Genomic DNA, 22616 nt, shown 5'->3' on the forward strand with positions numbered 1-22616 from the left:
TCAATCCGCGTCGACAAAAAGTACCCCGGCACACCGGTGGTGACACCGATCGCATAGAATTGCCCTTGGCCTGTTGCCATTGCCTCCTGAAAATAGGGGCGAAAGCCGTAGTTCTCGCCCACAAAACTGCCCGCACGGTTCCAGTTCGAGGCCGCAATGGTTTCCCCCTCGGCGTCGATCAGGAACAGCTCGCCCGCCTGCGCATGCACCGCCACCGTTTCCAGATAGCTGTTGGCCGCCTCCAACGAACCGGTGCCGGCCAGCGCATCGCGCACGCGCACATCCTCGGCGGCGACGGCAGGCAAGGAGCGCAACCGCTCGACCTCGGCCTCGACGGCGCGTTTTGTCAAAAGTAGCGTCTGGTCCAGCTCGGTACGCGCGAGGCCCAAGACAAGGTTCTGCGCGACCACCCAGACCAGCACGGCGGCAAGCCCCGCAAGGAAAAGCGGACGGACCAGCGCCATGGTGCTAGCCGTCCATGGCGCTCTGTGGCGCTGCCGGACCATCGACGCGGGCTTTGTCACGGCGCGCCTCCGACCAGTTCATGGCAAGCAACAGAACAATCAGCACCGCCGCCGCAATCTCGACTGTCAGAGACGGCCAGAACAGCCCTACCACACCCGGCAAAAGCAGAACCCGCATCCAGACCGGCATCGGGCGCCACAGGAACCCCTCCAAGATGGCGGCAAAGGCTGCCAGGCCAAGGATCGCGATGGCGCCGCTCCAAAGCACAAGCGGCAATGGCCCGCCAAGGATGATTTCCTCGTTGAACACCATGAACAGCGGGATCAGATAAAGGCCCTTGGCGTATTTCCATGCCTGAATACTTGTCTCCATCGGCTTTGACCCCGCAATCGCGGCACCGGCAAAACCGGCCAATGCGACGGGCGGTGTGACGTTACTGTCCTGCGAATACCAGAAAACCACAAGATGCGCGATCAAGAGCGGGATGCCGAATTGTTCTGTCAGTGCAGGGCCAACAAGGATGATCAGCACGATATAAGCCGCTGTCACCGGCAGGCCCATGCCCAGCACAAGGCTGGCCAAGAGCACAAGGATCAGCGCCAGCACGATATTGCCACCCGAGAAAGCAATCATCATGGCCGAGAATTTCAGCCCCAGACCAGTCAGACCGACAACCCCCACGATGATACCGGCCACCGCACAGGCCACGGACACGGCAACAGCATTGCGCGCGCCCAGTTCCAGCGCAGCCAGCGTCATGATGACACCGCGTTTGCACAGGGCGACAAAACCCTCAGCCGTCGGTTTGGCAGCGGCAAATTCCCAAAGCGCCCGCGCCGAAGCTGCCGCCATGATCGACAGTATCGCATAGAACCCGACGCGCATCGGCGAATACCCCGCCACAAGCAGCATCACCAAAGCGACAAGCGGCAACAGGAAGTGCCAGCCTTCGGCCAGTACCTTGCGCACGCTTGGCAATTCTTCTGCTGTCAGGCCGGTCATGCCCTGCTTGACGGCGGCAATATGCACCAGCAGGTAAACCGTGCCGAAATAGAGGACCGCAGGGAAGATCGAGACCAGTACGATATCAACGTAAGGTACGCGGGTGAATTCGCTCATCAGGAAGGCGCCTGCGCCCATCAGCGGCGGCATGATCTGTCCGCCGGTCGAGGCCGCGGCTTCGATCCCGCCGGCCTGTGCCGGGCGGTAGCCCAGTCTCTTCATCAGCGGTATGGTGAAAGCCCCTGTTGTCACAACATTGGCGATAGCCGAACCCGAGATCGAGCCCATACCCGCACTCGCGATAACGGCAGCTTTGGCAGGGCCGCCACGCTGTTTGCCAGCGGCGGCATAGGCCAGATCAATAAAGAATTTGCCCGCGCCTGTGACCTCTAGGAAGGCCCCGAACAGCACGAAGATGAACACGAAAGTCGCCGCCACGCCCAACGGAATACCGAAAATCCCCTCGGCTCCGAGTGTCATCTGGCTCGCGACACGATCAAGCGAATAGCCGCGATGGTTCAGGATACCGGGCATCCAGTCGGCAAGGAACGGCAGTTCGCCACGGCTGCCTGCGAAAGCATAGGCGATAAAGAAGACACCGATCAGCGTCATGCCAAGGCCCACAGCGCGGCGGGCGGCTTCAAGCACAACGATAATCGTGACAACACCCATCCACACGTCGATATCGCGCGGGAAAATCTGGTTGGCGATGATGTCGATATTCACGGGCACCCAAGCCCCCGCAGCAATGCTGAGCACGATCAGCATGCCATCAATGGTCCATCCCAAAGGACCGCGCGCCTTGTTGCGCCCAAAGGCGGGATAGATCAGGAAACACAAGACCAGCACAAACCCGAGATGAATGGGCCGCTGAAAAAACAGGCCCAGCGGCTGCACGCCTGCGGCGTAAAGCTGAAAGAGCGACAGCGCGATCCCGATGACCGTGATGGCGCCCACCACAAAGCGTGGTTGCGGCGCATGGATCGGGTTGTCTGCGGGTGTTGTCGTCATTGATCCGTACTTCCTAAAAGAGCGATCCGCACGCGTTCGCGCGGCGCAACCGCAGAGAGGGACACAACGGCATCTCCCACTGCCAGGCGATGATCAACCTGGCCTGCACCGGGACGCAGGACATAGGCGTTCCCCGGCACCGGTTCGTTGATATCGAGAATGAAATAGCCACCCTGCCCGTCCGTCACCTGCCGCCCGCGCCCCGGAATGTGATCCAGCCCTGCCGCAAAATCAGGCAGATGCGCATGCATCAACACCATCCGGCCTGCCTGGTTCTCATAACAATCGGACACGGGAAACCCTTTGACAGAGTGGTTCCAGAGCACACACCATTCGCTGCCTTCCGGCACATCAAAACGGGCAATCTCGGTGCCATCTTCACGGGTCGCAACAAGCGCTTCAGCCCCGGCCGAGACCGGCAGCAGCAGTAGAATGAGAAGGGGGAGGACTTTGCCTCCCCCTTCCCAAATCGGCCCAATCATGGGCGCAAGTCATCCGGAATGGTCACACCGACTTCTTCATAGTAGCGGATCGCACCAGGGTGCAGCGGCACAGGTGTCGCAGCAATGGTGAAATCAATCGTTGTCTCATTCGCGGCAGGGTGTACGGCCTGCAAGTCCGCAATGTTCTCGAACATTGCCTTGGTGATGCTGTAGGCAAGGTCATCGGACATTTCAGACGACACGGTCAGCACGTTCGGAATACCCAGCACGGCGATGTCTTCGTCCACACCGTTATAGCTGCCACCGGCAAGTGTTGTGGTCGCGAAGGTGCTGTCTGCCGCCATCGCTGCGTCCAGCTCGGCCTGTGTCAGCGCAAGGATCGTGATGTCCTGCGTCGTCGCAAGGTTCAGGATCGACGATGTCGGCGCGCCGACTGACCAGAAACCTGCGTCGATATCGCCGTTGGCCAGCGCATCGGCCGTTTCGTTGAAGTTCAGACGCTGCTCGTCGATATCGTCATAGCTGATGCCGTTGGCCTCGAGGATCGCATTTGCGTTCACTTCGGTGCCAGAACCGGGCGCGCCGATCGACACGCGCTTGCCGCGCAGATCGTCAAGCGAGGTGATGCCCGAACCGTCCAGTGCCACGATATGGATCACGTTGGCGTAGAGCGACGCAAGGCCGCGAACCATCGGCAGTTGCTGGCCCTCGAAGCGGCCTGTGCCTGTGTAGGCTTGTGACACAGTATCGGCCAGACCGATGGCCAGATCCGCATCGCCCGTCGCGATCAGACCCATATTCTCGACCGACGCGCCTGTGACCTCGGCCGCAGCGGCATAGCCGTCGATATGGTTGTTGATGATCTCGGCAAGTCCGCCACCCATGGGGTAATAGACGCCACCGGTGCCACCGGTCGCGATTGAAAGCTGCTCTTGCGCCACCGCGGGCGCACCAAAGCTCAATGCAACAACAGCTGCGCCAAGCAGGCCAACAGGCCTGCGCAATACTTCTTTAAACATGTAATCCTCCCAGATCGGGCTTTACGCCCATAAGTTTGGCCCGGATCGTTTCGGGTCGGACCAAGGGTGGCGCAATTGCGCGGGAAATGGGACTCCTTTTTCGGGAATTTCGCAAAAATTTATGGCAAGACATTGCCAGACCTGACGCAAATTCCCGCCAGACCGCGCGGCGGTTGCACTGGGAAAGCGGAACACGCCTGTATTCATGGCAGGCCTGTGCCGACGATCCCTGCGAAGTCTCAACGCGAAGGGCGGACGTGACGCGCAGACGTTACGTACACTGAAAGTGACTATCAAATGTGACGAAAATCCGAGATCGCTTGGCTGATCGTTGCCTGATCCGCTTACTCGGCCAATTCGCGCATGACCTTGATCAGGTCGGATTTCCCCTCAAAACCGATGCCCGGCAGTTCGGGCATGATGATATGGCCGTCTTCAACGCTGACGGAATCCGGAAACCCGCCATAGGGCTGGAACAGATCAGGGTAGCTCTCGTTGCCACCCAGCCCAAGACCCGCCGCGATGTTGAGTGACATCTGGTGCCCTCCGTGCGGGATACAACGTGACGGCGACCACCCCGCCGCTTCCAGCACATCAAGCGTCCGCAGATATTCAACCAACCCGTATGACAGCGCGCAATCGAACTGCAGCCAATCGCGGTCAGGGCGCATCCCTCCATAGCGGATCAGATTTCGCGCGTCCTGATGCGAGAACAGGTTTTCGCCCGTCGCCATCGGACCGGGATAGAACTCTGCCATCGCGGCCTGAAGCTGATAATCGAGGGGATCGCCGATCTCCTCGTACCAGAACAGCGGATAGTTGCGCAGCATCTTGGCATAGGCGATGGCAGTCTCGAGATCAAAGCGGCCATTTGCGTCGACGGCCAGTTGCGCTTCTGAGCCGATTTCGGCCAACACAGCCTCGATGCGCCGCTGGTCTTCGTCAATCGTGGCGCCACCGATCTTCATCTTGACCACGTTATAGCCGCGATCCAGATAGCCCCGCATCTCTTGCCGCAGCGCCGTGTCGTCTTTGCCCGGATAGTAATAGCCGCCCGCCGCATAGACAAAGACGCGACGGTTTGCTGCGACGCCCTTCCCCTCGGCGAGCAGTTGGTAAAGCGGCTTTTCCGCGATCTTCGCAATGGCATCCCAAACAGCCATATCAATCGTACCGACAGCAACCGAACGCTCGCCATGCCCGCCCGGTTTTTCGTTCTGCATCATCGCGGCCCAGATTTTATGACCGTCCAGATTGTCACCCGCCTCATTGATCAGCGATGCAGGGTCCGCTTCAAGGATACGATCCCTGAAACGTTCACGGATCAGACCGCCCTGACCATAGCGACCATTGGAATTAAAGCCGTAACCGATAACGCGGCGGCCGTCCCTGACGACATCGGTGACCACGGCCACCAGACTCGCTGTCATTTTGCTGAAATCAATATAAGCGTTCCGGATCGGAGAGGCGATCGGCTTGGTCACTTCGCAGATATCGACGATGCGCATTGGCTTTTCCTTTTCAACAATTTGTCGCCCTGTGGCCGTCAACGCGTATCTTGGCGGATCACACCTGACAATATCCAACACCAGAAAAGGTACAACAAGGCGCGGGCAGCAATATATCTTGCACAGACGCCCTGCTGCGCCCAACAAGGATCCGTGACAAAAACGACAAGACGGGAACCTGATCGTGACCAATACGCTCTATGATGCACTCTTTGCACGCCATGCAGAAAACGACGCCACATTTCTGACGCTGGATGACGGGACACAGGTCAGTTACCACAGCTTTGTGCGGCGCGTCGGACAGTTGGCGCAGGTGCTGGCGGATGCAGGCGTAAACCCGGGTGACCGGATTGTCGTACAGGCCCCCAAGATCATGGACACGATCGCCCTTTACGGTGCTGCCGTACAAACAGGGGCAGTCTATTTACCGCTGAACACAGCCTATACGCAAAGCGAGGTCGCCTATTTCATCACCGATGCGGCCCCGCGCATGGTCGTGTGCGATGCAGGCAATGCTGCCGCGATGTCCACAATCTGTGGCGGTGATACGCAGGTATTGACCCTTGCTACAGACGGCACAGGATCCCTTTCCACGGCGGCCAATACCTGCGAGGGAACCTTTGCGACGGTGCCGCGCGGCCCCGATGATCTGGCCGCACTGCTTTACACATCCGGCACCACAGGCCGGTCAAAGGGTGCGATGATGTCGCACAAAAACCTGTTATCGAACGCCCGAACCCTGACAGACCTTTGGCGGATCACCAGCGCGGACCGCCTGATCCATGCGCTGCCGATCTTTCACACCCATGGGCTTTTTGTGGCGCTGAACACCGCATTATTGGCCGGCGCGCAGGTCCGGTTCATGGCCGGCTTTGATATCGACGCAATTATTGCCGAACTACCCGCATCCACGCTACTGATGGGTGTGCCTACCTTTTACACCCGCTTACTTGCGGACACGCGGCTGACCCACGATCTGGTCGCGAATATGCGGCTTTTCATATCAGGCTCTGCGCCGCTGCTGGCAGAAACCCATACCGCGTTTGAAAGCAAAACCGGCCACCGTATTCTTGAACGCTACGGGATGACCGAAACCAACATGATTACCTCAAACCCCTATGACGGCGAAAGGCTGGCAGGCACAGTCGGCTACGCCCTGCCCGGGACAGAAGTTGAAATCACCAATGACGGGCAGCCGGTTGGACCAGATGAAATCGGAATGATCGAGGTGCGCGGCGACAATGTTTTTCAGGGCTATTGGAACATGCCTGAAAAAACCGCCGAAGAGCTGCGCGAGAACGGTTTTTTCATAACAGGTGATCTGGGTGTCAAATCGGATGACGGGCGTATCACGATCGTTGGACGGCAGAAGGATCTGATCATTTCAGGGGGGTACAACATCTACCCCAAGGAAATCGAAGACGTGCTCAATGATATTGACGGCGTTGTCGAGAGCGCTGTTTTCGGCGTGGCCCATCCTGACTTTGGGGAAACCGTGCTGGCAGCAATCGTGTTGGACGATCACACCCTGACGACTGATGACATCGCCGCAGCGGCCACGCCGCAACTTGCACGTTTCAAGCACCCGAAGCGATACATCATCACCGACGCCCTGCCCCGCAACACAATGGGCAAAGTCCAGAAAAACATCCTGCGCGAGATGTACCGCGATCTTGGGACAGCGTGATTTTGTAGCCGCGCCACGCGCAAGAAAATTATTTCAATCACGTCCTTCATGCCTTATCATTCAAATATTAGAATATGTAGGTGAGCCATGAAACTGACACGCAGAAAAGTCATTCAAGGCGGGGCAAGCGCAAGCTTGGCGGCCGCTTTGACCCAGCCCGTTTGGGCGCAAACAACGCTACAGGCGGATGACCGCACGCTGAACACGCTGAGCGACGGCAATCTTGTCCTGCCGAAAAGCTTTGCTTTCGGAGGCACACCGCCGGAAGGTGTTGATGATCTGCTGGCCCGCTATGGCATCACAGGCGACAGCATGACACCCGATTGCAACCTCACACTTTTACGCAGCGGTGACCGCACGATCCTGTTTGATGCGGGTGCGGGGCAGGAATTCATGCCCAGCGCCGGGAAGTTGCTGGATGCTTTCGATACCTTGGGCGTTGATATTTTTGACGTCACCGATGTGGTCTTTACCCATGCCCACCCCGACCATCTTTGGGGGGTGCGGGATGATTTCGGCGATCTGATGTTCCCTGACGCGACCTATCACATGGGACGCGTCGAATGGGATTACTGGACCGATCCCGACACCGTCTCCACCATCGACGAGGGCCGTGTGACCTTTGCTGTAGGGGCCCAAAGCCGCCTTGAGCTGCTGGCCGAGCAAATCAACCTCTTTGAGGATGATCAGGAAATTCTGCCCGGCGTTCTGTCGCGCATGACCCCCGGCCATACCCCCGGTCATATGGCGTTCGAGGTACAGATGGGCAGTGAAAACATCATGATCCTTGGTGATAGCATCGTGAACCATCATATCGCCTTCGAGAAACCGGCGTGGCTCTCGGGGTCGGATCAGGATCCTGAACTGGCCATGCAGACGCGCCTTGGCTTGCTTGACCAGCTCAGCACATCGCAAATGCGCCTGATCGGGTTCCACCTGCCGGATGGCGGTTTGGGCCGTGCGGAACGGCGCGGAGATGGCTTTGTCTTTGTCGGTGAAGAGACATGATACGTTGCATTCTTCCGGTATTGGCCGTTCTTGCAACAACCGCGCAAGCAAACGAAAACATCGCGGATCAATATCCCGGTTCCGCTCTCTACAGCGCACCGGTTGAATTTATCCCCGGTGTCTTCAGCGCCATCGGGGCCACTGCCCCACCGACCTATGAAAACAGCGGCCACAACAATAACCTCAGCTTTATCGTCACAGGCGAAGGTGTCGTCGTGATCAACGGCGGTGGTGCCTATGTGCTGGCTGCGGCCTTGCACGACGAAATCAAGGCGCGCACAGATGAGCCTGTGGTTCTGGTGGTCAATGAAAACGGCCAGGGCCATGCGATGCTGGGCAATTCCTATTGGGCCGAACAGGGCGTGCCGATCATTGCCCATGAGGACGCCGCCGCCGAATTCGAAGACCGCGGTTTTCAGATTCTCGAAGCCATGCAATCGCTGAACAAGGACAAGGCCGCAGGCACATTTCTGCAGGGCCCAACCGAGACCTTCAGCGATGACTATATCGTCGAACTTGGCGATTACCGCATCGAAGTCCGCTATCTTGGGCCCTCACACAGCGCAGGGGATGTTGTCGTCTGGCTGCCGAACCAAGAGCTTGTGATCGCGGGCGATATCGCCTTCCACGAACGGATGCTGCCGCTCTTTGACGACACAAATACGCTGGACTGGCTGGACACGTGGGACACCGCGTTCGAGCCCCTGAATGCGACCTATGTGATCCCCGGGCACGGGCATCCGACCAACATGGATCAGGTGCGCCTTTATACCAAAGGCTATCTGGAATATCTGCGCGGCAAGATTGCCGAACATCTTGAGGCCGGTGGCGGGCTTGCCGAGGCTTACTACGTCGATCAATCGCCCTATGCCCATCTGGACACATTCGAGGAACTGGCGACCAAGAATGCCGGACGTGTCTATGAGCAGATGGAATTCGAGTAGATCACGCGATGACCAGTGAGGGGCGGTGCAGCACACGTTGCGTGACCATCGCCCCTACCCACATGGCGCCCACCGCAACCCAAGCTGTCAGCGCGAAAATGGCCCCGCCGGACATGCCTGCACCAACCGCACAGCCGCCCGCCAGCATACTGCCAAAACCCATCAGGGCGGCCCCAACCAGATAGACCTCCATCGGGCTATCAGGGCCAAAGCGCTGGATACGTGCCTCATGCGTCGCCAAAGCCATGGCACCTGCACCGAGAAATACCCCGGGCACAAGCCCGATACCAAAGCCAAGCGGCAGTTCGGTGCTATTGACCAGCCCCATAAGCGTATCTGTCGACGGGCCCGTGAACGTGACCGAGGATATGGCCACAACCTCGAAGGAATGCATGGCAACCGCATAGGTCCCAAGCCACCCGAGTGCCACCGCAAGCCCGACACCGACAGCGGCCACTGCGTGGCTGGTTTTCACCTTCTGGCGGTGGCTGAGCACAAGCGCCGCGCCCAAAGCCGCCGCCGCGATCAATGCCGCCAGTGTTGATGTCAAACCAGTCTGCGACAGCAGACTGCGCATCGCCCCACCCGGCACCACCCAAAGCGATGCCAGCTGTTCACGCGCCGGTGCTAGCGCGCCGCGCAGCGCGGATTGCGCCACCAGCGTCAGCACCAGTCCGGTGACAATGGCCCGCAGGTTTCCCGTAGCCGACAAGACCAGCAACCGGCTGGCGCAGCCGCGCGCAAGAATCATGCCGACGCCAAACATCAGCCCGCCAATGATGGCACCTGACATGCTGCCTGTCGTGGCCAGTTGACGGCTTTGCGTCACATCAAGCCAGCCAAGTACAATCAGGGTCTGGACCGCCAAAACTCCGGCAGAAAACGCAATCAGCCAAATGGAAAGACGCGGGCCCAGTTTGCCTTCGGCCACTTCAACCGTGGCCGCGCGCAGGCAAAACCGCGAATGCTGTGCTGTGGCACCAAACAGCACCCCCACCAATCCGCCCACGGCCATCAGGATGGCCCCTTCACCGTAAGTTTCGATCAGATTTTCAAGCATACCTTGGCCCCATCCATTGATCTTGGCTGTACCAACGCAGGGCGCGGGGCGCTTTGATGCAAGTCAAACCTACTGAGCAGCCATTGGCAGGCGTGCCAGCTGACACTGGGTCCAAAGGGTTTCCAAGGCACCGACGAGGCGGTCAATATCGGCGGCTGAATGCACCGGTGACGGGGTGATCCGCAAACGCTCGGTCCCTTTGGGCACGGTCGGATAATTGATCGGCTGGATGTAGATGCCATAATCGCGCATCAGAATATCGGACAGGTATTTGCATTTCACCGGATCGCCCACCATCACCGGAATGATGTGGCTGGGGTTGTCGATATGCGGAATGCCAATCGCATCCAGTCGCGCGCGGACTTCGGCGACTTTTTCTTTCTGGGCCGCACGTTCCGCCGCACTGGATTTCAGATGCCGGATCGAGGCGGCAGCACCGGCGGCAACAGCAGGCGGAAGGGCTGTGGTAAAAATAAACCCGCTGGCAAAAGAGCGGACAAAGTCGCACAGATCAGCCGAGGCCGCGATATAGCCGCCCATCACGCCGAAAGCTTTGCCCAGCGTTCCCTCAATGACCGTGATACGGTCCATCAGACCCTCACGTTCGGCGATCCCGCCGCCGCGGGGGCCATAAAGGCCCACGGCATGCACCTCGTCCAGATAGGTCATGGCGTTGTACTTCTCGGCCAGATCACAAATCTCGGCGATGGGTGCGATATCGCCATCCATGGAATAGACGCTTTCAAAGGCAATCAGTTTTGCCCGCTCAAGCGGCTGGGCGGCCAGTAATTGCTCAAGGTGGTCCAGATCATTGTGCCGCCAAATCTGGCGCTCTGCCTTCGAGTGACGGATGCCTTCAATCATGCTGGCATGGTTGAGCGCATCAGACAGCACCAGACAATCGGGAATTTTCGCAGCAAGCGTGCCAAGTGCTGCCCAGTTGGACACATAGCCGCTGGTGAAGAGCAGGGCCGCTTCCTTGTTGTGCAAATCGGCCAGTTCGGCCTCCAGCAACACATGGTTATGGGTCGTGCCTGAGATATTCCGCGTCCCGCCTGCGCCTGCGCCAACCGTATCCAGCGCCTCATGCATGGCGGACAGCACATCAGGGTGCTGCCCCATGCCCAGATAGTCGTTCGAGCACCATATGGTCACATTGCTGGTTTGCGCACCGTGGTTGGTCGCCTGCGGGAAATTCCCGCGATGGCGTTCGAGGTTAGCAAAGACACGGTAGTTGCCTTCATCCTGCAACTGCGCAAGTGCTGTCGCGAAATATCCGTCGTAATTCATCGTTATCCTTATCCGCCAACCGCTTCCTGTACGATCTCATCCAAGAGCATCTGGACCTTTTGCATCTCGCCGTCAGGATAGATGCGATATCCCACCAGGACCTCGCCTTCCAGCGTGGCGACGAAAATGCCATAGGGGCAATGCGCGATATTCATAGGGTCCGCCTCCATCACCTCGCGCGAGAGTTGGGCAGAGCAGAACAAGAAAATATCCGCCCCCTCAAAGAGCATTTTTTCACTGCCAACGTCTTCGGCAGTCCGTGCAAGCATCTCGCCGGTGTGGCTGACGTAGTCGATCACCAGCCCTTTGCCGATGATGGCATTCTCGACGGCAAAAGTGGCATCGTCAAAGCTGCCGTCAAAAGGGTAAGTGACCGCCTCTTGTGCGACAACTTGTGTCGCAGCGAGGGTCAAAATTGCGCCGATCAGTATATTTTTCATCATACGTCCTCCATGTCCCTATCCTAGCAGTGTCGTTTTGTCGGACCCTGACAAACATCAAGGCCCGACAGGTGATTATCCGAACATGTCGGCGACGATCCCGTCGTACCAGCCGATCGATTCCTGATAGGTGGCCGCGCGCAGTTCATCACTTTCGCCGGTCGCACTGACAAAGCCGTCGACCTTCGCGATCTTTTCGTCGGTCGCTTCATATGTCGCACCGACTTTCACACCGTCGTTGGTGTCGATCAAAGACCAGCAGGTGTTTGCAAAGCGTGCCGGGAACACGGTTGATCCGGTCAAAGCACCGCGCACCGCATTGGCGCAAACCTTGGCTTGGCTGTTGGCCGAGAAGCCCGATTTCGGCATGTCGCCCTGTGCGGCAGCATCACCCAGAACGTGGATGTTCGGGTCCATCTTGGAGGACATATCAGCGGCATTGACCGGCGCCCAATTGCCATCGGTGATGCCTGCGATCTCGGCAATGCGGCCTGCCTTCATCGCGGGGATCACGTTGCAGACATCGACGTCGTTGACGTCACCGTCAATCGTCAGGGTCATCGCCTGCGGATCAACCGACACATTGGCCCCGCCAAAGTCCGGCCCGATCCGCTCGACCATGCCGGCATAGTGCCGGTTCCAGCCTTCCTCGAACAAACCCTGTTTGGAGAAACTCTCTTTCGGATCGGCAAGCAGGATCTTTGCTGTCGGGTTGGTCTCTTTCAACAGGTGCGCCACCATCGAAATCCGCTCATACGGGCCGGGGGGGCAGCGGTACGGGTTCGGCGGTGCAACCATCGCAAATGTACCGCCCTGCGGCATTGCCATGATCTGCGCCTTCAGGAGTTCGGCTTGGGTCCCGCCTTTATAGGCATGTGGCATCGCGGTTTGTGCAGACACATCCCAGCCTTCAACGGCACCGTCCACGAAATCAATGCCGGGTGACAGGATCAGACGGTCATAAGGCAGGCTGCTCCCACCGGCGAGGGTGACAGTCTTGGCGTCACGGTCAACACCAACGGCCCAGTCGTGAATGACGTTGATGCCATAGTCCGACGCAAGCGTGCCATAACCGTGACCGAGCGACCCAATATCGCGGAACCCGCCCAAGTAGAGGTTGGAAAAGAAGCAGGTGTGATAGGTGCGTGTCGGCTCGACCAAAGTGACGTCGAGCGCGCCCTGACTGTCCTTGGCGAGATAGCGCGCGGCGGTCGCACCGCCGGCACCGCCGCCGATCACGACAACGCGGGGTTTACCCTGCGCACGCACCATCGGTGCAGCCAGCAAACCCGCTGTCACAGCCGCCGTTCCCAGAAACGTCCTTCTGCTGAATGTCATATTTATTTCCTCCCAATGGTGCACCCGTTATTGGATGCTTTCGAAATAAGCCGCCAAGGCGGCAATCTCCTCGTCTGATAAACGCCCCGCCATCATCTGCATGACGGGGTGAGCCCGCACGCCTTCCTTGTAAGCATGCATGGCGACGACAAAGTCATCTGTCGGCCAGTTGGTAATGGATGGAATACCTGTCGCGGCACCGCTTGCCTGATGGCACGCAGTGCATTCGCCGGACAGGTATTCGCCATATGCCGGATCGCCAACGATAGCGAGGACCGCGGGGGCCACCGCGTGATCCACTGCAGCCGCTGTCGGTGCGGCCTCTGGAATGTTTGCCGGGCTGGACGAGAACAGGCGCAGATAGGCCAACAAATCATCGCGATCTTGCTGGTCGGCGATACCGCGAAAGCTCATCCGCGTACTGGACACCAGCACTCTGGGATTTTCAATAAAGCTGTCGAGCGTGTCATAGGTCCAGACCAGCCCGCCCGCGGCGGCACGTTCAAAACCCGCCGAATACCGAAAACCCTCGGCCTCGCCCGCAGCGCGATCAAAGATATGGTTCAGTTGGGGACCGATCCGGTCAACCGCCCCTTGCCCGACCTGATGGCAACTGCTGCATTGGCGAAAGAGTTCTTCGCCCCGTTCGGGGTCACCGCCAACTTCGGCAATGCCGTGGCTGGCGGCGCCCATAAAGGCAAGTAGCAGAAGGTGGCGACGCATCAGTCCGCAAAGCTCTCGAGATAGGCGATCAGTGCCGCAACTTCACCTTCGTCCCCGACACCGCGGAACGCCATCTTTGTGCCGGCCATTGTCCCGCGTGGATCAGCCAGGAACGCAGCAAGGCTTTCCGCAGTCCAAACCTCACCCGCGGCCTTCGCTTGCTCGAAGACACCGGAGTAGCGGAACCCGTCAACCGCCCCGATTGTCTGCCCGATCATGCCATTCAAGACAGGACCCGTGCGGTTTCGCGCGCCCTCGCCGACCTGATGACAGGTCTGGCACTGGCGGAATGCACCTTCACCGGCAGCAATCAGGGCCGGATCAATCCCGCCCGCATCTTCGGCAACAGCAACCGCCGGAGTGGCCTCGGTTGCGGGCGCGGTGACTGCGGCTTCCACCTCTTCGTCCGGTGTAACGTCAAGGAAAGTCGCGCGCATCGTGATCTCGACACCATCCTTGCAGTTCTCCATGCAAGGTTCGGTGCGCCATTCAGCATACTCAAGCTCGGGCCGGTCATCGAAAACAAAGCCATCGGCATTATACATCTCGACGTCCAAGAAGTTTTCATGGCTGAGCTCAAAGTCGTCATCGACCATGTTGTTGGAATACAAAAGATAGGCCACGATCGCATAGGTTTCATCCGGCGTCAGCGTGCCCGCTTCACCAAATGGCATCGACCGGTTGATGTAGTCCCATGCTGTTGAAAGGTGAGGCCAGAAGGATCCCATGGTCTTGACAGGATCGGCGTCAGCCAAAGTATCAAAACCACCCGCAAGTACAGGCCAGTTGCCAACACCTTCGGCAAAATCGCCATGGCACGAGGCGCATTTGTCAACAAAGACCTCTTCTCCGGTATAGACGTCACCACGGCCTTCCGGCAGGCCCCGCCCATCAGGCAGGACATCGACATCCCATGCGGCGATTTCTTCATCAAAAGCCACACGGCCCAAACCGTAGGTGCCTTCGATGACTGGTGCCGGTGCGGTCAGGCTTGCGCCGCTGACAGCTGCCAGAGCCGCGAGCTCTTCACGTTCTTGCAACAGCCGCGCCGCTTCTGCGGCTGCAGCCTGCGCTTCGGCGGTTGCCTGTGCGGCGTTTGCCTCGATCTGCTGCACGCGCGCTTCGAGCGAGTCGATCGTCGCGGCCCCGTATTCACGCGAGGAAATGCCATAGGCAAGCCCCAGCAAAAGCGCGGTGCCACCGATTGCGGGGACGAAAAGATTAAGAGACTTCGACATTCTCGGCGACCCCTTCTTCGTTTACAAACCAGGTTTGGATGCAGTTGTTGTGATAGACCGCGTTATCGCCACGCTTTTCGCGCAACTGGTCTTTTGTCGGCTGGACATAGCCGGTCTCGTCGATGGCGCGCGATTGCAAGAGCATCGGGCTGCCGTCCCAGTCGGTGTCCAGATAGAAGCGGGTCAGGGCTTTGGTATCGCCCTGCTTGCCAAGTCGTGCTGTTTCCCATGTGATGCCCCCGTCTTTGGAGACATCAACACGGGTGATCTGCCCATGGCCGGACCATGCAAGGCCGGAAATCACAAGCGGGCCCTGCCCGTGCGTGATCGGCATTTGAGGGCTTGGTGAGGTGATCACGGATTTCGCATCCATGACCCATGTCCATTTGCGCGCGATGCCGTTCTCGTAGACATCGGTGTATTTGGACGTTTCTTCGCGGCTGCCAACGGCCATATCTGTCACTTCGACGCGGCGCAGCCATTTGACCCACATGTTGCCTTCCCAACCGGGAACGACCAAGCGCACAGGATAGCCATGCTCCATGCGCAGCGCTTCGCCATTGGCTTTGAACGCCACCAGCACGTCATCCAGCGCCTTCTCCATCGGGATGGAACGGCCATTGGATGAGGCATCAGCGCCTTCCACATAGACCCACTTATCCGCCAGATCGCCCGCGACATCGAGACCTGCTTCACGCAGCAGCGTCCGCAACGGCACGCCGGTGTATTCCATGTTATGGATCATACCATGGGTGAACTGGGCACCGTTCAACTGCGCCCCTGCCCACTCCATGCCGGTATTCGCGGCACATTCGCAGAAATAGACATGATTTTCACGCGGCAGACGTTCCAGATCGGCGTAGGTGAAAATCAGGGGTCGGTCGACCAGACCGTTGATCATCAGGCGGTAGTCGTCTTTCGATAGTTCGATCGCGCCTGAGTGGTGGCGCTCGAACGCGCAACCTTGTGGCGTGATTGTCCCGTCGAGCGCATGGATCGGCGTAAAGTTGATCGACGAAATCGGCGAGGCGGTCAGCCACTCCACGTTCCGGCGGACCACATCGCTTTCAAAGCTGATCGGCAGGCCGTAGGGCGTTTCGTCAACACCAACACCTGTATAGGACGCCCAGTCCTGCAATTCCGTGATCTTGGGGTCGGGGCCATCCTGCGCCGCCGCCTGACCTGCGACAGTACCAGCCGCAATCGCAGCACTTCCGCGCAAAAACGTGCGTCTGGACGGTTTGAAGAGCTCATCCATTTCCTGTTTTCTCCTTATGCGCCAGAGACTTTGACGCTTGTGTTCGGTGTCACCTGAACGGTGCCCAAATTGCGAATATGGTTTTCAACGACATCCCAGATCGGTGGACCTTCGGTGCCTTCATTGACCGAGGCCCAGCCTGCGACCACATAGGTCTTGGCGGGATCAATCGCCTCACCGGTTTTCAGCAGTGTCATGTCCGTGACGCGCTGTCCGATGGGTTTGCTCACATCAATGCTGTAGCCCATGCCGCCCACGCGGACCATGTCACCGCCCTGCTGATAGTAAGGGTCTGTGTTGAACAGGTTGTCGGCCACATCTTCCATGATGACATGAATAAATTCACCTGTCATTTCAGTGCGATAAGCGTTCGGATAGGTCATGGACGTTACGTTCCAGATATCCTCTCGGGTAATGTCCTGCCCCGGCATGATCGACGGGCCCCAGCGCACACCGGGTGACATCGAGATATCGGCGTCACGCTCTTGGATCAGAGCATCGCAGATCAGATCATCCCATGACCCGTTAAAGTTGCCGCGGCGGTAGAGCAGCGTGTCATCGGCCGTCTTGCCGATAACTTCGGTCAATTCATCCAGGAAGGGCGCGCGTTCCGCGTCAATGGCGGCGGCGACCTCGGCATCAGGTTCAATCACATCCGAGAAGATCGGGATCAATTTGTGACGGAAGCCCATCATCCGGCCATCGCGCACATCAAGATCAACGCGGCTGACGAATTTTCCGTTAGAGCCAGAGGCCACTACAATCGTCTCACCGACCAAAACAGGTTCCGGTAGCGCGTCATGGGTGTGACCTGCGAGGATCACATCAATTCCTGTGACCCGCTCGGCCATCTTCTTGTCTACATCGAAACCGTTATGGGACAGGCAGACAACCAGTTCCGCACCCTGCCCGCGCACCTCGTCGACCATTTCCTGCATGCGCTGGTCACGGATGCCGAACGAGTATTCAGGGAACATCCAGCCGGGGTTGGCGATGGGCATATAGGGGAAGGCCTGCCCGATGACTGCAATTTTCACGCCGCCACTCTCGTAGAACTTGTAGGGGGCGAAATCCTCGGCGGGTTCATCCCATTCGGCGTCAAAGATATTCTGGCCCAGCGCGGCAAAGGGCAAATCAGCCACGATATCGCGCACGCGGTCAGAACCAAGCGTGAATTCCCAGTGGAAGGTCATCGCATCGGGCTTGAGCAGGTTCATGATGTTCACGACATCCTGCCCTTCGGTTTTGTAGCAGGTGTAAGAGCCGTGCCATGTATCGCCGCCATCCAGCAACAACGCATCGGGCCGGTCCGCGCGGATGCTGTTGATCACAGTGGCGACACGGTCCATGCCGCCCATCTTGCCATAGGCCTGACCGAGGGCGGTAAAATCATCATAGCTGAGCGCGTAATGCGACGCGCTGCCGTCTTCGATGCCGTAGAGCCTGCGGAAGTCAGCACCGGTGATGTGTGGCACCGCCCCTTTGTTGGACCCAACGCCAAGATTGATTTCAGGCTCGCGGAACCAGATCGGCTTCAACTGGGCATGAATGTCAGTGATGTGGATCAGTGAAACATTCCCGAAGGTGTCAAACTGAAGCAGATCGTTTTGGCTCAACGCTTGCTGCGCTGCCAGTTTACCCCAATTGCCAAAGCCCGACGCTCCGACAATCGCCGAAGCCGCCATGCTGGCCTGCAGAAAATCGCGACGTGAGATCATGTGAGTTATCGAGCCTCTTGTGCTATCATATTCTAATTTGTGAATATATTTGGTTTGAAAATGCCCGCCTCAAACTGGTTGAAGCGGGCAGTTCAGGGAGGATTAGTTTCTGACGGACGGGCCTTCGACCGAGAGGCCGTTGCCGCGTGAAGCCACGTAAAGTTCCAGCGCGATGAACTCTTCGGAACCGACTGCGTAGGTTTCCGCACGGGTGTCACGAATACATCCGCGGAAGCGACCCTGCACACCGTTCAGCTTGGCGTTCTTCAGACGATAGGTTGGAAACCCGTTGGTCTGGCCTTGGCTCAGGTGATCTGCACGGATGTTGTTGCCATAGTTGTCTTCGTGGCAATTGGCGCAAGACAGATCGAGCTGGCCGAACCGTGTATAGTAGAGTTCACGGCCCTTTTCCCACATCGCCTGAACGGGGCCGTCGATGGCCACATTCACAGGGATGCCGCGTGACACAGACGCCAAGAGCGCCTCCATGTTCAGCATCTCGTTCCCATCGTATTTCCACTCGTCGGCCCCCATCTGTTCTGTCCGGCAGCCGTTGACCTGCATCGCAATTGTACGCACTTCTTCGGCTTCGTCGTTCCATTTGGGGTAGACAGCGCGCACGCCGGCCATTTCTTCCGGCGCACCGTGACAGGCCGCACAGGATTGACCTTCTGTGCCTTCTGCGGTGTTCCACGCTTCGATCGCATCATCGACAAAGATCATGCCGGGGTTTTCGAAATCATCCATCTGCAAAGCTTGTGTTTCCGTCGAGCGAAACACCCAACCCGAATAGATCGTACTCAGGTTTTCAACATGCGCTGGCGCATCGGTCCGGACTGTGATCTCGATCTCTTCATTGATGATCAGATCAGCCTCTTCGTCCGCGTTTGCCGCGAAAGCGGAAAGAAGTGCTATCGCGGTTATCCCGCCCTTAAACAGTGATTTCATGGACATCGGCCCTCCCTGGCGTGTGTTCCGCGGTTACCCGACGGTAATGTCTTTGCTGTCGGTGTAGACGGCGCCATCATCGTCATACCAAGTGAATTCAAACGTCCCCGTCGCTGGCACGATGGCCTGAAACTCGAAATACGGGTTCGTTGAAATCGCTGGTTCCAAAGTGACATCAATCACAGTCTCGCCGTTGAACGTGCATGTGAAACGGTTGATGATCGAGCGCGGGATCAGGTTGCCGTCGCCATCTTTGCGCTGACCAGACTCCATCGGATGGCTGATCAGTGTCTTGATGGTGATTTCTTCGCCAGCGGTGGCATCACGGGGGACGCGAACGCGGGGTGTTACATTATCTGCCATTTGTTTTCTTTCCTCACTCAGCCGCCGCAGCCGCCAATGGTCACTTTTACTTCCTGACGTGCTTGGACAAAGCTGCCGTCAGGCATACGGGCGATCGCAACGACATCCTGCGTGCCTGCCAGACGAATACGTGTCGCGGCAGATTGGGATGCGGCCATTGGACCGAAATTGAATGTCGCAACCGAAGGTGTCGGATTGCCTGCGGCAAAGACGATGATCGCCTCGGCACCCGGCGCATTCACTTCGATTGGCACAGTGTTGCCGTTCTCGGCGATTTCAGGGGCAATCAACGTGATGCCCTCGCTGCCGACAGCAGCCCCGCCGGTAAACGCTGCGATATTATCCTCGACCGCAGCGAATGCACGAAACGGCATAACAGCGGCAACCGCGGAACCAAACGCCATCATAAGCGTATGTCTACGTGTAAGTTTCATAAGATCTCCTCTCGGTCTGCCAGTGGCAGATCAGTCTTTAAGTGTCAGAAGATATGCGACCACATCTTCGATTTCCTGAGCGGTCAGCAGCGGGGACAGTTCGCCTTCCGCAGCTTTCCCAGTGAAAGCATTGCCCGGGCGGTAAAACCCGCTTGTCTGGTAGAACGCCGGCATGATTGTGCCGTCATAGGTCATCTTCGCATTTGCAACGATGCCACGAAGCTCGGCTGCGGTACGGTATTCGCCCACACCATCAAGCGTTGGGCCAACTTCTCCGTGAAACGGGTACTCTTCCAGAGCGGTCACCTGATGGCATGCAATGCAATTGCCCTTACCACGTGAAACCATGATTTCGAGACCTGCCGCCGCATCACCCGGTTGACCGGACAGGGACACTTCGACTTCACCATACTCGCTGTAAACGACGCTATCGGGCGTCACACCTTCAGCAAAGCCTACGGTCGCTAAGGCAATCGCGACACCTGCGCTTAGTATCTGCTTCATGGTCCCTCCCTGGATCACAAATGTGTTTCGTATACCGTAGACTACAGATTGTTAGAATCGCAACAACAAAATCATTTATTTGAATGTTTATGCTCAAACATATGATTTTATTCAGTTATTCCCTGCTCCTGAATGATCCTTGCATGGTATTTCTGGAAGGGTTCATCACCAAGATAGCCTTCATCATTGATCCAGTTGAGCAAGTTCAACGTAGTCCAGCGCCCAAAGGCCCCGGGCATCACGGCTACAGCCGCCTGGCTTGCAATTTGTCCCTCTTCCACATCCTGCGGGAAAAACATCATTGTGGGCGTAAACAGGGCATTCCAGCGACGCACCATATCCTTTTCGGGTAAAGTGGTCCCGTCAAAATCTGTCACTTCGACATCACCGAACATGTTGATCTGGATTACAAAGAATGCGTCATTGAGCATCGCAGTGATTTCAGGTGTGGGGAAAACCTCTTCGTGCATTTTGGTGCAATAGATGCAACCGCGCTGCTCAATGATGACCATCAGGCGCTTGCCTTCGGCATTCGCCTCGGCAAGGTCCTCGCGCAGATCCTTGAAGGTGTCATGCATCCAGTCGGCTTTGTGCAGACCGTCGTCACCCAAAGGCGTGGCGAAAGCCGGGAGAGCCAGAACAAGCGTTGCAAGAGCGAGAAAACGGCGAAACATCATGGTCACTTCCTTTATCCGAGGTTGGTAAATGCGGGCATGACTTCGATCATCCACTGGGCGATGTAGTTGACCGAATTGGTTCCGATCAGCACAGCAAAGATGATCAGCATCACACCCATGACGCGTTCAACATGCGCGAGGTATTTGCGGTTGCGCTGAAGCCAGCTCAGGAACGGGCGGGCGAAAAACGCCGCGACAACGAAAGGTGCCGTCATCGCAAGGCCGTAAACCAGCAAAAGCAGACCACCGCGCCAGATGTCACCCATCCCGCTGGCGACCATCAGGATCGCCGCCAGTGCGGGGCCGACGCAGGGCGTCCAGCCAAAGCCGAAAGCCAAACCCATAACATAGGCACCGATGATCGTTGTCGGTTCGGCCGTGCTTTCAATCTTGGCTTCGCGGTAAAGCAGCGGTACGCGGATCACTCCCAGAAAATGCAAGCCAAAGACCAACAATACCCCGGCCGCGACATAGCGCAAGGTATCGCGCCACATCCCAAAGGCCTGTCCGACCGCGGTCGCGCCCATGCCCAAGAGCACAAAGATGGTTGTGACGCCGAAAGCAAAGAACACCGCAGAAACAATCAGCCTGCGCTGCACAGTCGGGCTGATCGCGTCATCGGAACGCAGCTCGGACATAGATGTGCCGGCCATATAGCAAAGGTAAAACGGCACCATCGGCAAAACACAGGGCGTAAAGAACGACAACAGCCCAGCGACCGCAGCACCAAAAAAGCTTACGTCCAGCATGAGTTGTTTTCCTTGATTGCAAACATGATTCATATTAGAATTATTGAATGTTTATGAATAAAGCTAGTTTTATTATCCGCCTCGCGATTGCTGCGCTTGCAGTGACGCTGATCTCTGCGGCCTCTGCACGGGCAGAGGTGCGGCTGGTGATGGCCGAAGAACCAGGCTGTCTGTGGTGCGCGCGGTGGCACGAAGAAATCGGTCCCATCTACCCCAAGACAGACGAAGGGGCGGCCGCCCCGCTGCGCCGTGTCAATCTGCTTGATCCGATGCCTTCCGACATCGTGCTTGCGCGACGGATCAATTTCACGCCGACCTTTATTCTGCTGGTTGAGGGCGTCGAAACAAACCGGATCGAGGGCTATCCCGGCGATGATTTTTTCTGGGGACTTTTAGGGCAAATGCTCGAGCGAGAGGGCGTAATTCTGGCAAAATCAGACAAATAGCCCAAAAAAGTGCCGTTTTGGCGCGCTTGGAGGTAGTAATTTGACGGTAAAAGCCCAATTACAGGCGCAGATAATTTGACTTTAACAGTAAGATTCGCGTGAGGCTCCAAGGCTTATGACACTTCCGGTTTTTGATACTGACGTTGATGATGCTCGCTTGGACGAGATGATGGACAACGCGACAATCGCGACGAATTATCTCAAAGCGATCAGTCACGAAGGCCGCCTGATGATCCTTTGCCATCTGGCAACAGGTGAAAAATCAGTTACCGAATTGGAAGAACTGCTATCTGCACGCCAGGCTGCGGTGTCCCAGCAGCTAGGACGGTTGCGGCTCGAAGGG

Annotated in this window: 24 protein-coding genes; 5 read left to right on the top strand and 19 right to left on the bottom strand. The window is 57.7% G+C overall.

Going from position 1 to position 22616, the window contains the following annotated elements:
- From VGP75_RS08780 to VGP75_RS08800, 5 genes are all read right to left on the bottom strand, one after another.
- On the bottom strand, positions 1-464 hold a 464-nt coding region (locus tag VGP75_RS08780; RefSeq protein ID WP_526025505.1), incomplete at its 3' end, for a PDC sensor domain-containing protein.
- Positions 465-468: 4 nt separating this feature from the next.
- Positions 469-2478 carry a TRAP transporter permease gene (locus VGP75_RS08785; RefSeq protein WP_327543296.1) on the bottom strand — a complete coding sequence of 670 codons (2010 nt, stop codon included), beginning with the start codon at positions 2476-2478 and terminating at the stop codon, positions 469-471.
- Positions 2475-2960 (bottom strand): DUF1850 domain-containing protein, encoded by a 486-nt coding sequence (locus tag VGP75_RS08790; protein ID WP_327543297.1) that lies wholly within the window; start codon positions 2958-2960, stop codon positions 2475-2477. The genes VGP75_RS08785 and VGP75_RS08790 overlap by 4 nt, the downstream gene beginning before the upstream one ends.
- Complete coding sequence (locus VGP75_RS08795; protein ID WP_327543298.1) at positions 2957-3940, bottom strand: TAXI family TRAP transporter solute-binding subunit; 984 nt, start codon at positions 3938-3940, stop codon at positions 2957-2959. Before VGP75_RS08795 ends, VGP75_RS08790 begins: the two co-directional genes overlap by 4 nt.
- Positions 3941-4284: 344 nt before the next feature.
- Positions 4285-5448 carry a mandelate racemase/muconate lactonizing enzyme family protein gene (locus VGP75_RS08800; protein WP_327543299.1) on the bottom strand — a complete coding sequence of 388 codons (1164 nt, stop codon included), beginning with the start codon at positions 5446-5448 and terminating at the stop codon, positions 4285-4287.
- Positions 5449-5632: 184 nt separating this feature from the next.
- Between VGP75_RS08800 and VGP75_RS08805 the strand changes: the two genes are divergently transcribed.
- The 3 genes from VGP75_RS08805 (at position 5633) to VGP75_RS08815 (ending at position 9087) form a co-directional block, all read left to right on the top strand.
- Positions 5633-7135, top strand: coding sequence for a malonate--CoA ligase (locus VGP75_RS08805; RefSeq protein ID WP_327543300.1), 1503 nt, complete (start codon positions 5633-5635; stop codon positions 7133-7135).
- 87 nt (positions 7136-7222) lie between these two features.
- On the top strand, positions 7223-8143 hold the full coding sequence (locus VGP75_RS08810; protein WP_327543301.1) for an MBL fold metallo-hydrolase: 921 nt from the start codon (positions 7223-7225) through the stop codon (positions 8141-8143).
- A complete protein-coding gene (locus VGP75_RS08815; protein ID WP_327543302.1) occupies positions 8140-9087 on the top strand; it encodes an MBL fold metallo-hydrolase in 948 nt (315 codons plus the stop codon). The genes VGP75_RS08810 and VGP75_RS08815 overlap by 4 nt, the downstream gene beginning before the upstream one ends.
- Before the next feature lies 1 nt (position 9088).
- Here the strand turns inward: VGP75_RS08815 and VGP75_RS08820 are convergent, their stop codons facing one another.
- The 14 genes from VGP75_RS08820 to VGP75_RS08885 form a co-directional block, all read right to left on the bottom strand.
- On the bottom strand, positions 9089-10147 hold the full coding sequence (locus VGP75_RS08820; protein WP_327543303.1) for a YeeE/YedE family protein: 1059 nt from the start codon (positions 10145-10147) through the stop codon (positions 9089-9091).
- A gap of 69 nt (positions 10148-10216) precedes the next feature.
- Positions 10217-11437, bottom strand: coding sequence for a 5-aminolevulinate synthase (gene hemA / locus VGP75_RS08825; RefSeq protein ID WP_327543304.1), 1221 nt, complete (start codon positions 11435-11437; stop codon positions 10217-10219).
- A gap of 8 nt (positions 11438-11445) precedes the next feature.
- Positions 11446-11877, bottom strand: a complete 432-nt coding sequence (locus VGP75_RS08830) for a DUF302 domain-containing protein (RefSeq protein WP_414727791.1) — start codon at positions 11875-11877, stop codon at positions 11446-11448.
- A 75-nt stretch (positions 11878-11952) separates the two neighbouring features.
- Positions 11953-13215: an FCSD flavin-binding domain-containing protein gene (locus VGP75_RS08835; RefSeq protein WP_327543306.1), complete on the bottom strand. Its 1263-nt coding sequence runs from the start codon at positions 13213-13215 to the stop codon at positions 11953-11955.
- A 27-nt stretch (positions 13216-13242) separates the two neighbouring features.
- Positions 13243-13938 carry a c-type cytochrome gene (locus VGP75_RS08840; protein ID WP_327543307.1) on the bottom strand — a complete coding sequence of 232 codons (696 nt, stop codon included), beginning with the start codon at positions 13936-13938 and terminating at the stop codon, positions 13243-13245.
- Positions 13938-15176 (bottom strand): c-type cytochrome, encoded by a 1239-nt coding sequence (locus tag VGP75_RS08845; protein WP_327543308.1) that lies wholly within the window; start codon positions 15174-15176, stop codon positions 13938-13940. The genes VGP75_RS08840 and VGP75_RS08845 overlap by 1 nt, the downstream gene beginning before the upstream one ends.
- Positions 15160-16434 (bottom strand): sulfite dehydrogenase, encoded by a 1275-nt coding sequence (soxC, locus tag VGP75_RS08850; RefSeq protein ID WP_327543309.1) that lies wholly within the window; start codon positions 16432-16434, stop codon positions 15160-15162. Before soxC ends, VGP75_RS08845 begins: the two co-directional genes overlap by 17 nt.
- A 14-nt stretch (positions 16435-16448) precedes the next feature.
- Complete coding sequence (soxB, locus tag VGP75_RS08855) at positions 16449-18152, bottom strand: thiosulfohydrolase SoxB (RefSeq protein ID WP_327543310.1); 1704 nt, start codon at positions 18150-18152, stop codon at positions 16449-16451.
- Positions 18153-18254: 102 nt separating this feature from the next.
- Entirely contained in the window at positions 18255-19100 is an 846-nt protein-coding gene (soxA, locus tag VGP75_RS08860; RefSeq protein WP_327543311.1) for a sulfur oxidation c-type cytochrome SoxA, read from the bottom strand.
- Between the two features lie 33 nt (positions 19101-19133).
- Positions 19134-19463 (bottom strand): thiosulfate oxidation carrier complex protein SoxZ, encoded by a 330-nt coding sequence (gene soxZ, locus VGP75_RS08865; protein ID WP_327543312.1) that lies wholly within the window; start codon positions 19461-19463, stop codon positions 19134-19136.
- A 17-nt stretch (positions 19464-19480) separates the two neighbouring features.
- Positions 19481-19897 carry a thiosulfate oxidation carrier protein SoxY gene (gene soxY, locus VGP75_RS08870; RefSeq protein ID WP_327543313.1) on the bottom strand — a complete coding sequence of 139 codons (417 nt, stop codon included), beginning with the start codon at positions 19895-19897 and terminating at the stop codon, positions 19481-19483.
- Positions 19898-19927: 30 nt separating this feature from the next.
- On the bottom strand, positions 19928-20401 hold the full coding sequence (gene soxX / locus VGP75_RS08875) for a sulfur oxidation c-type cytochrome SoxX (protein ID WP_327543314.1): 474 nt from the start codon (positions 20399-20401) through the stop codon (positions 19928-19930).
- A 107-nt stretch (positions 20402-20508) separates the two neighbouring features.
- On the bottom strand, positions 20509-21075 hold the full coding sequence (locus VGP75_RS08880) for a thioredoxin family protein (protein WP_327543318.1): 567 nt from the start codon (positions 21073-21075) through the stop codon (positions 20509-20511).
- Between the two features lie 14 nt (positions 21076-21089).
- On the bottom strand, positions 21090-21827 hold the full coding sequence (locus VGP75_RS08885; protein ID WP_327543315.1) for a cytochrome c biogenesis CcdA family protein: 738 nt from the start codon (positions 21825-21827) through the stop codon (positions 21090-21092).
- Positions 21828-21880: 53 nt separating this feature from the next.
- Here VGP75_RS08885 and VGP75_RS08890 point away from each other — a divergent pair, with 53 nt between their 5' ends.
- Together VGP75_RS08890 and VGP75_RS08895 are read left to right on the top strand one after the other, a co-directional pair.
- Positions 21881-22273, top strand: a complete 393-nt coding sequence (locus VGP75_RS08890) for a thioredoxin domain-containing protein (protein WP_327543316.1) — start codon at positions 21881-21883, stop codon at positions 22271-22273.
- Between the two features lie 115 nt (positions 22274-22388).
- The coding region (locus VGP75_RS08895; protein ID WP_327543317.1) for an ArsR family transcriptional regulator at positions 22389-22616 on the top strand (228 nt) is incomplete at its 3' end.

This window comes from Yoonia sp., from assembly GCF_036007805.1.
Taxonomy (GTDB): domain Bacteria; phylum Pseudomonadota; class Alphaproteobacteria; order Rhodobacterales; family Rhodobacteraceae; genus Yoonia.

Excerpts from the sequence above, each read along its gene's own strand:
- soxX (WP_327543314.1), bottom strand. The coding sequence starts at position 20,401 with ATGAAGCAGATACTAAGCGCAGGTGTCGCGATTGCCTTAGCGACCGTA.
- VGP75_RS08890 (WP_327543316.1), top strand. The coding sequence starts at position 21,881 with ATGAATAAAGCTAGTTTTATTATCCGCCTCGCGATTGCTGCGCTTGCA.
- VGP75_RS08835 (WP_327543306.1), bottom strand. The coding sequence starts at position 13,215 with ATGACATTCAGCAGAAGGACGTTTCTGGGAACGGCGGCTGTGACAGCG.
- VGP75_RS08820 (WP_327543303.1), bottom strand. The coding sequence starts at position 10,147 with ATGCTTGAAAATCTGATCGAAACTTACGGTGAAGGGGCCATCCTGATG.
- soxY (WP_327543313.1), bottom strand. The coding sequence starts at position 19,897 with ATGAAACTTACACGTAGACATACGCTTATGATGGCGTTTGGTTCCGCG.
- VGP75_RS08845 (WP_327543308.1), bottom strand. The coding sequence starts at position 15,176 with ATGTCGAAGTCTCTTAATCTTTTCGTCCCCGCAATCGGTGGCACCGCG.
- VGP75_RS08800 (WP_327543299.1), bottom strand. The coding sequence starts at position 5,448 with ATGCGCATCGTCGATATCTGCGAAGTGACCAAGCCGATCGCCTCTCCG.
- VGP75_RS08785 (WP_327543296.1), bottom strand. The coding sequence starts at position 2,478 with ATGACGACAACACCCGCAGACAACCCGATCCATGCGCCGCAACCACGC.
- soxA (WP_327543311.1), bottom strand. The coding sequence starts at position 19,100 with ATGAAATCACTGTTTAAGGGCGGGATAACCGCGATAGCACTTCTTTCC.
- VGP75_RS08880 (WP_327543318.1), bottom strand. The coding sequence starts at position 21,075 with ATGTTTCGCCGTTTTCTCGCTCTTGCAACGCTTGTTCTGGCTCTCCCG.
- VGP75_RS08795 (WP_327543298.1), bottom strand. The coding sequence starts at position 3,940 with ATGTTTAAAGAAGTATTGCGCAGGCCTGTTGGCCTGCTTGGCGCAGCT.
- soxB (WP_327543310.1), bottom strand. The coding sequence starts at position 18,152 with ATGATCTCACGTCGCGATTTTCTGCAGGCCAGCATGGCGGCTTCGGCG.
- VGP75_RS08885 (WP_327543315.1), bottom strand. The coding sequence starts at position 21,827 with ATGCTGGACGTAAGCTTTTTTGGTGCTGCGGTCGCTGGGCTGTTGTCG.
- VGP75_RS08840 (WP_327543307.1), bottom strand. The coding sequence starts at position 13,938 with ATGCGTCGCCACCTTCTGCTACTTGCCTTTATGGGCGCCGCCAGCCAC.
- soxZ (WP_327543312.1), bottom strand. The coding sequence starts at position 19,463 with ATGGCAGATAATGTAACACCCCGCGTTCGCGTCCCCCGTGATGCCACC.
- VGP75_RS08815 (WP_327543302.1), top strand. The coding sequence starts at position 8,140 with ATGATACGTTGCATTCTTCCGGTATTGGCCGTTCTTGCAACAACCGCG.
- VGP75_RS08830 (WP_414727791.1), bottom strand. The coding sequence starts at position 11,877 with ATGAAAAATATACTGATCGGCGCAATTTTGACCCTCGCTGCGACACAA.
- hemA (WP_327543304.1), bottom strand. The coding sequence starts at position 11,437 with ATGAATTACGACGGATATTTCGCGACAGCACTTGCGCAGTTGCAGGAT.
- VGP75_RS08810 (WP_327543301.1), top strand. The coding sequence starts at position 7,223 with ATGAAACTGACACGCAGAAAAGTCATTCAAGGCGGGGCAAGCGCAAGC.
- soxC (WP_327543309.1), bottom strand. The coding sequence starts at position 16,434 with ATGGATGAGCTCTTCAAACCGTCCAGACGCACGTTTTTGCGCGGAAGT.
- VGP75_RS08790 (WP_327543297.1), bottom strand. The coding sequence starts at position 2,960 with ATGATTGGGCCGATTTGGGAAGGGGGAGGCAAAGTCCTCCCCCTTCTC.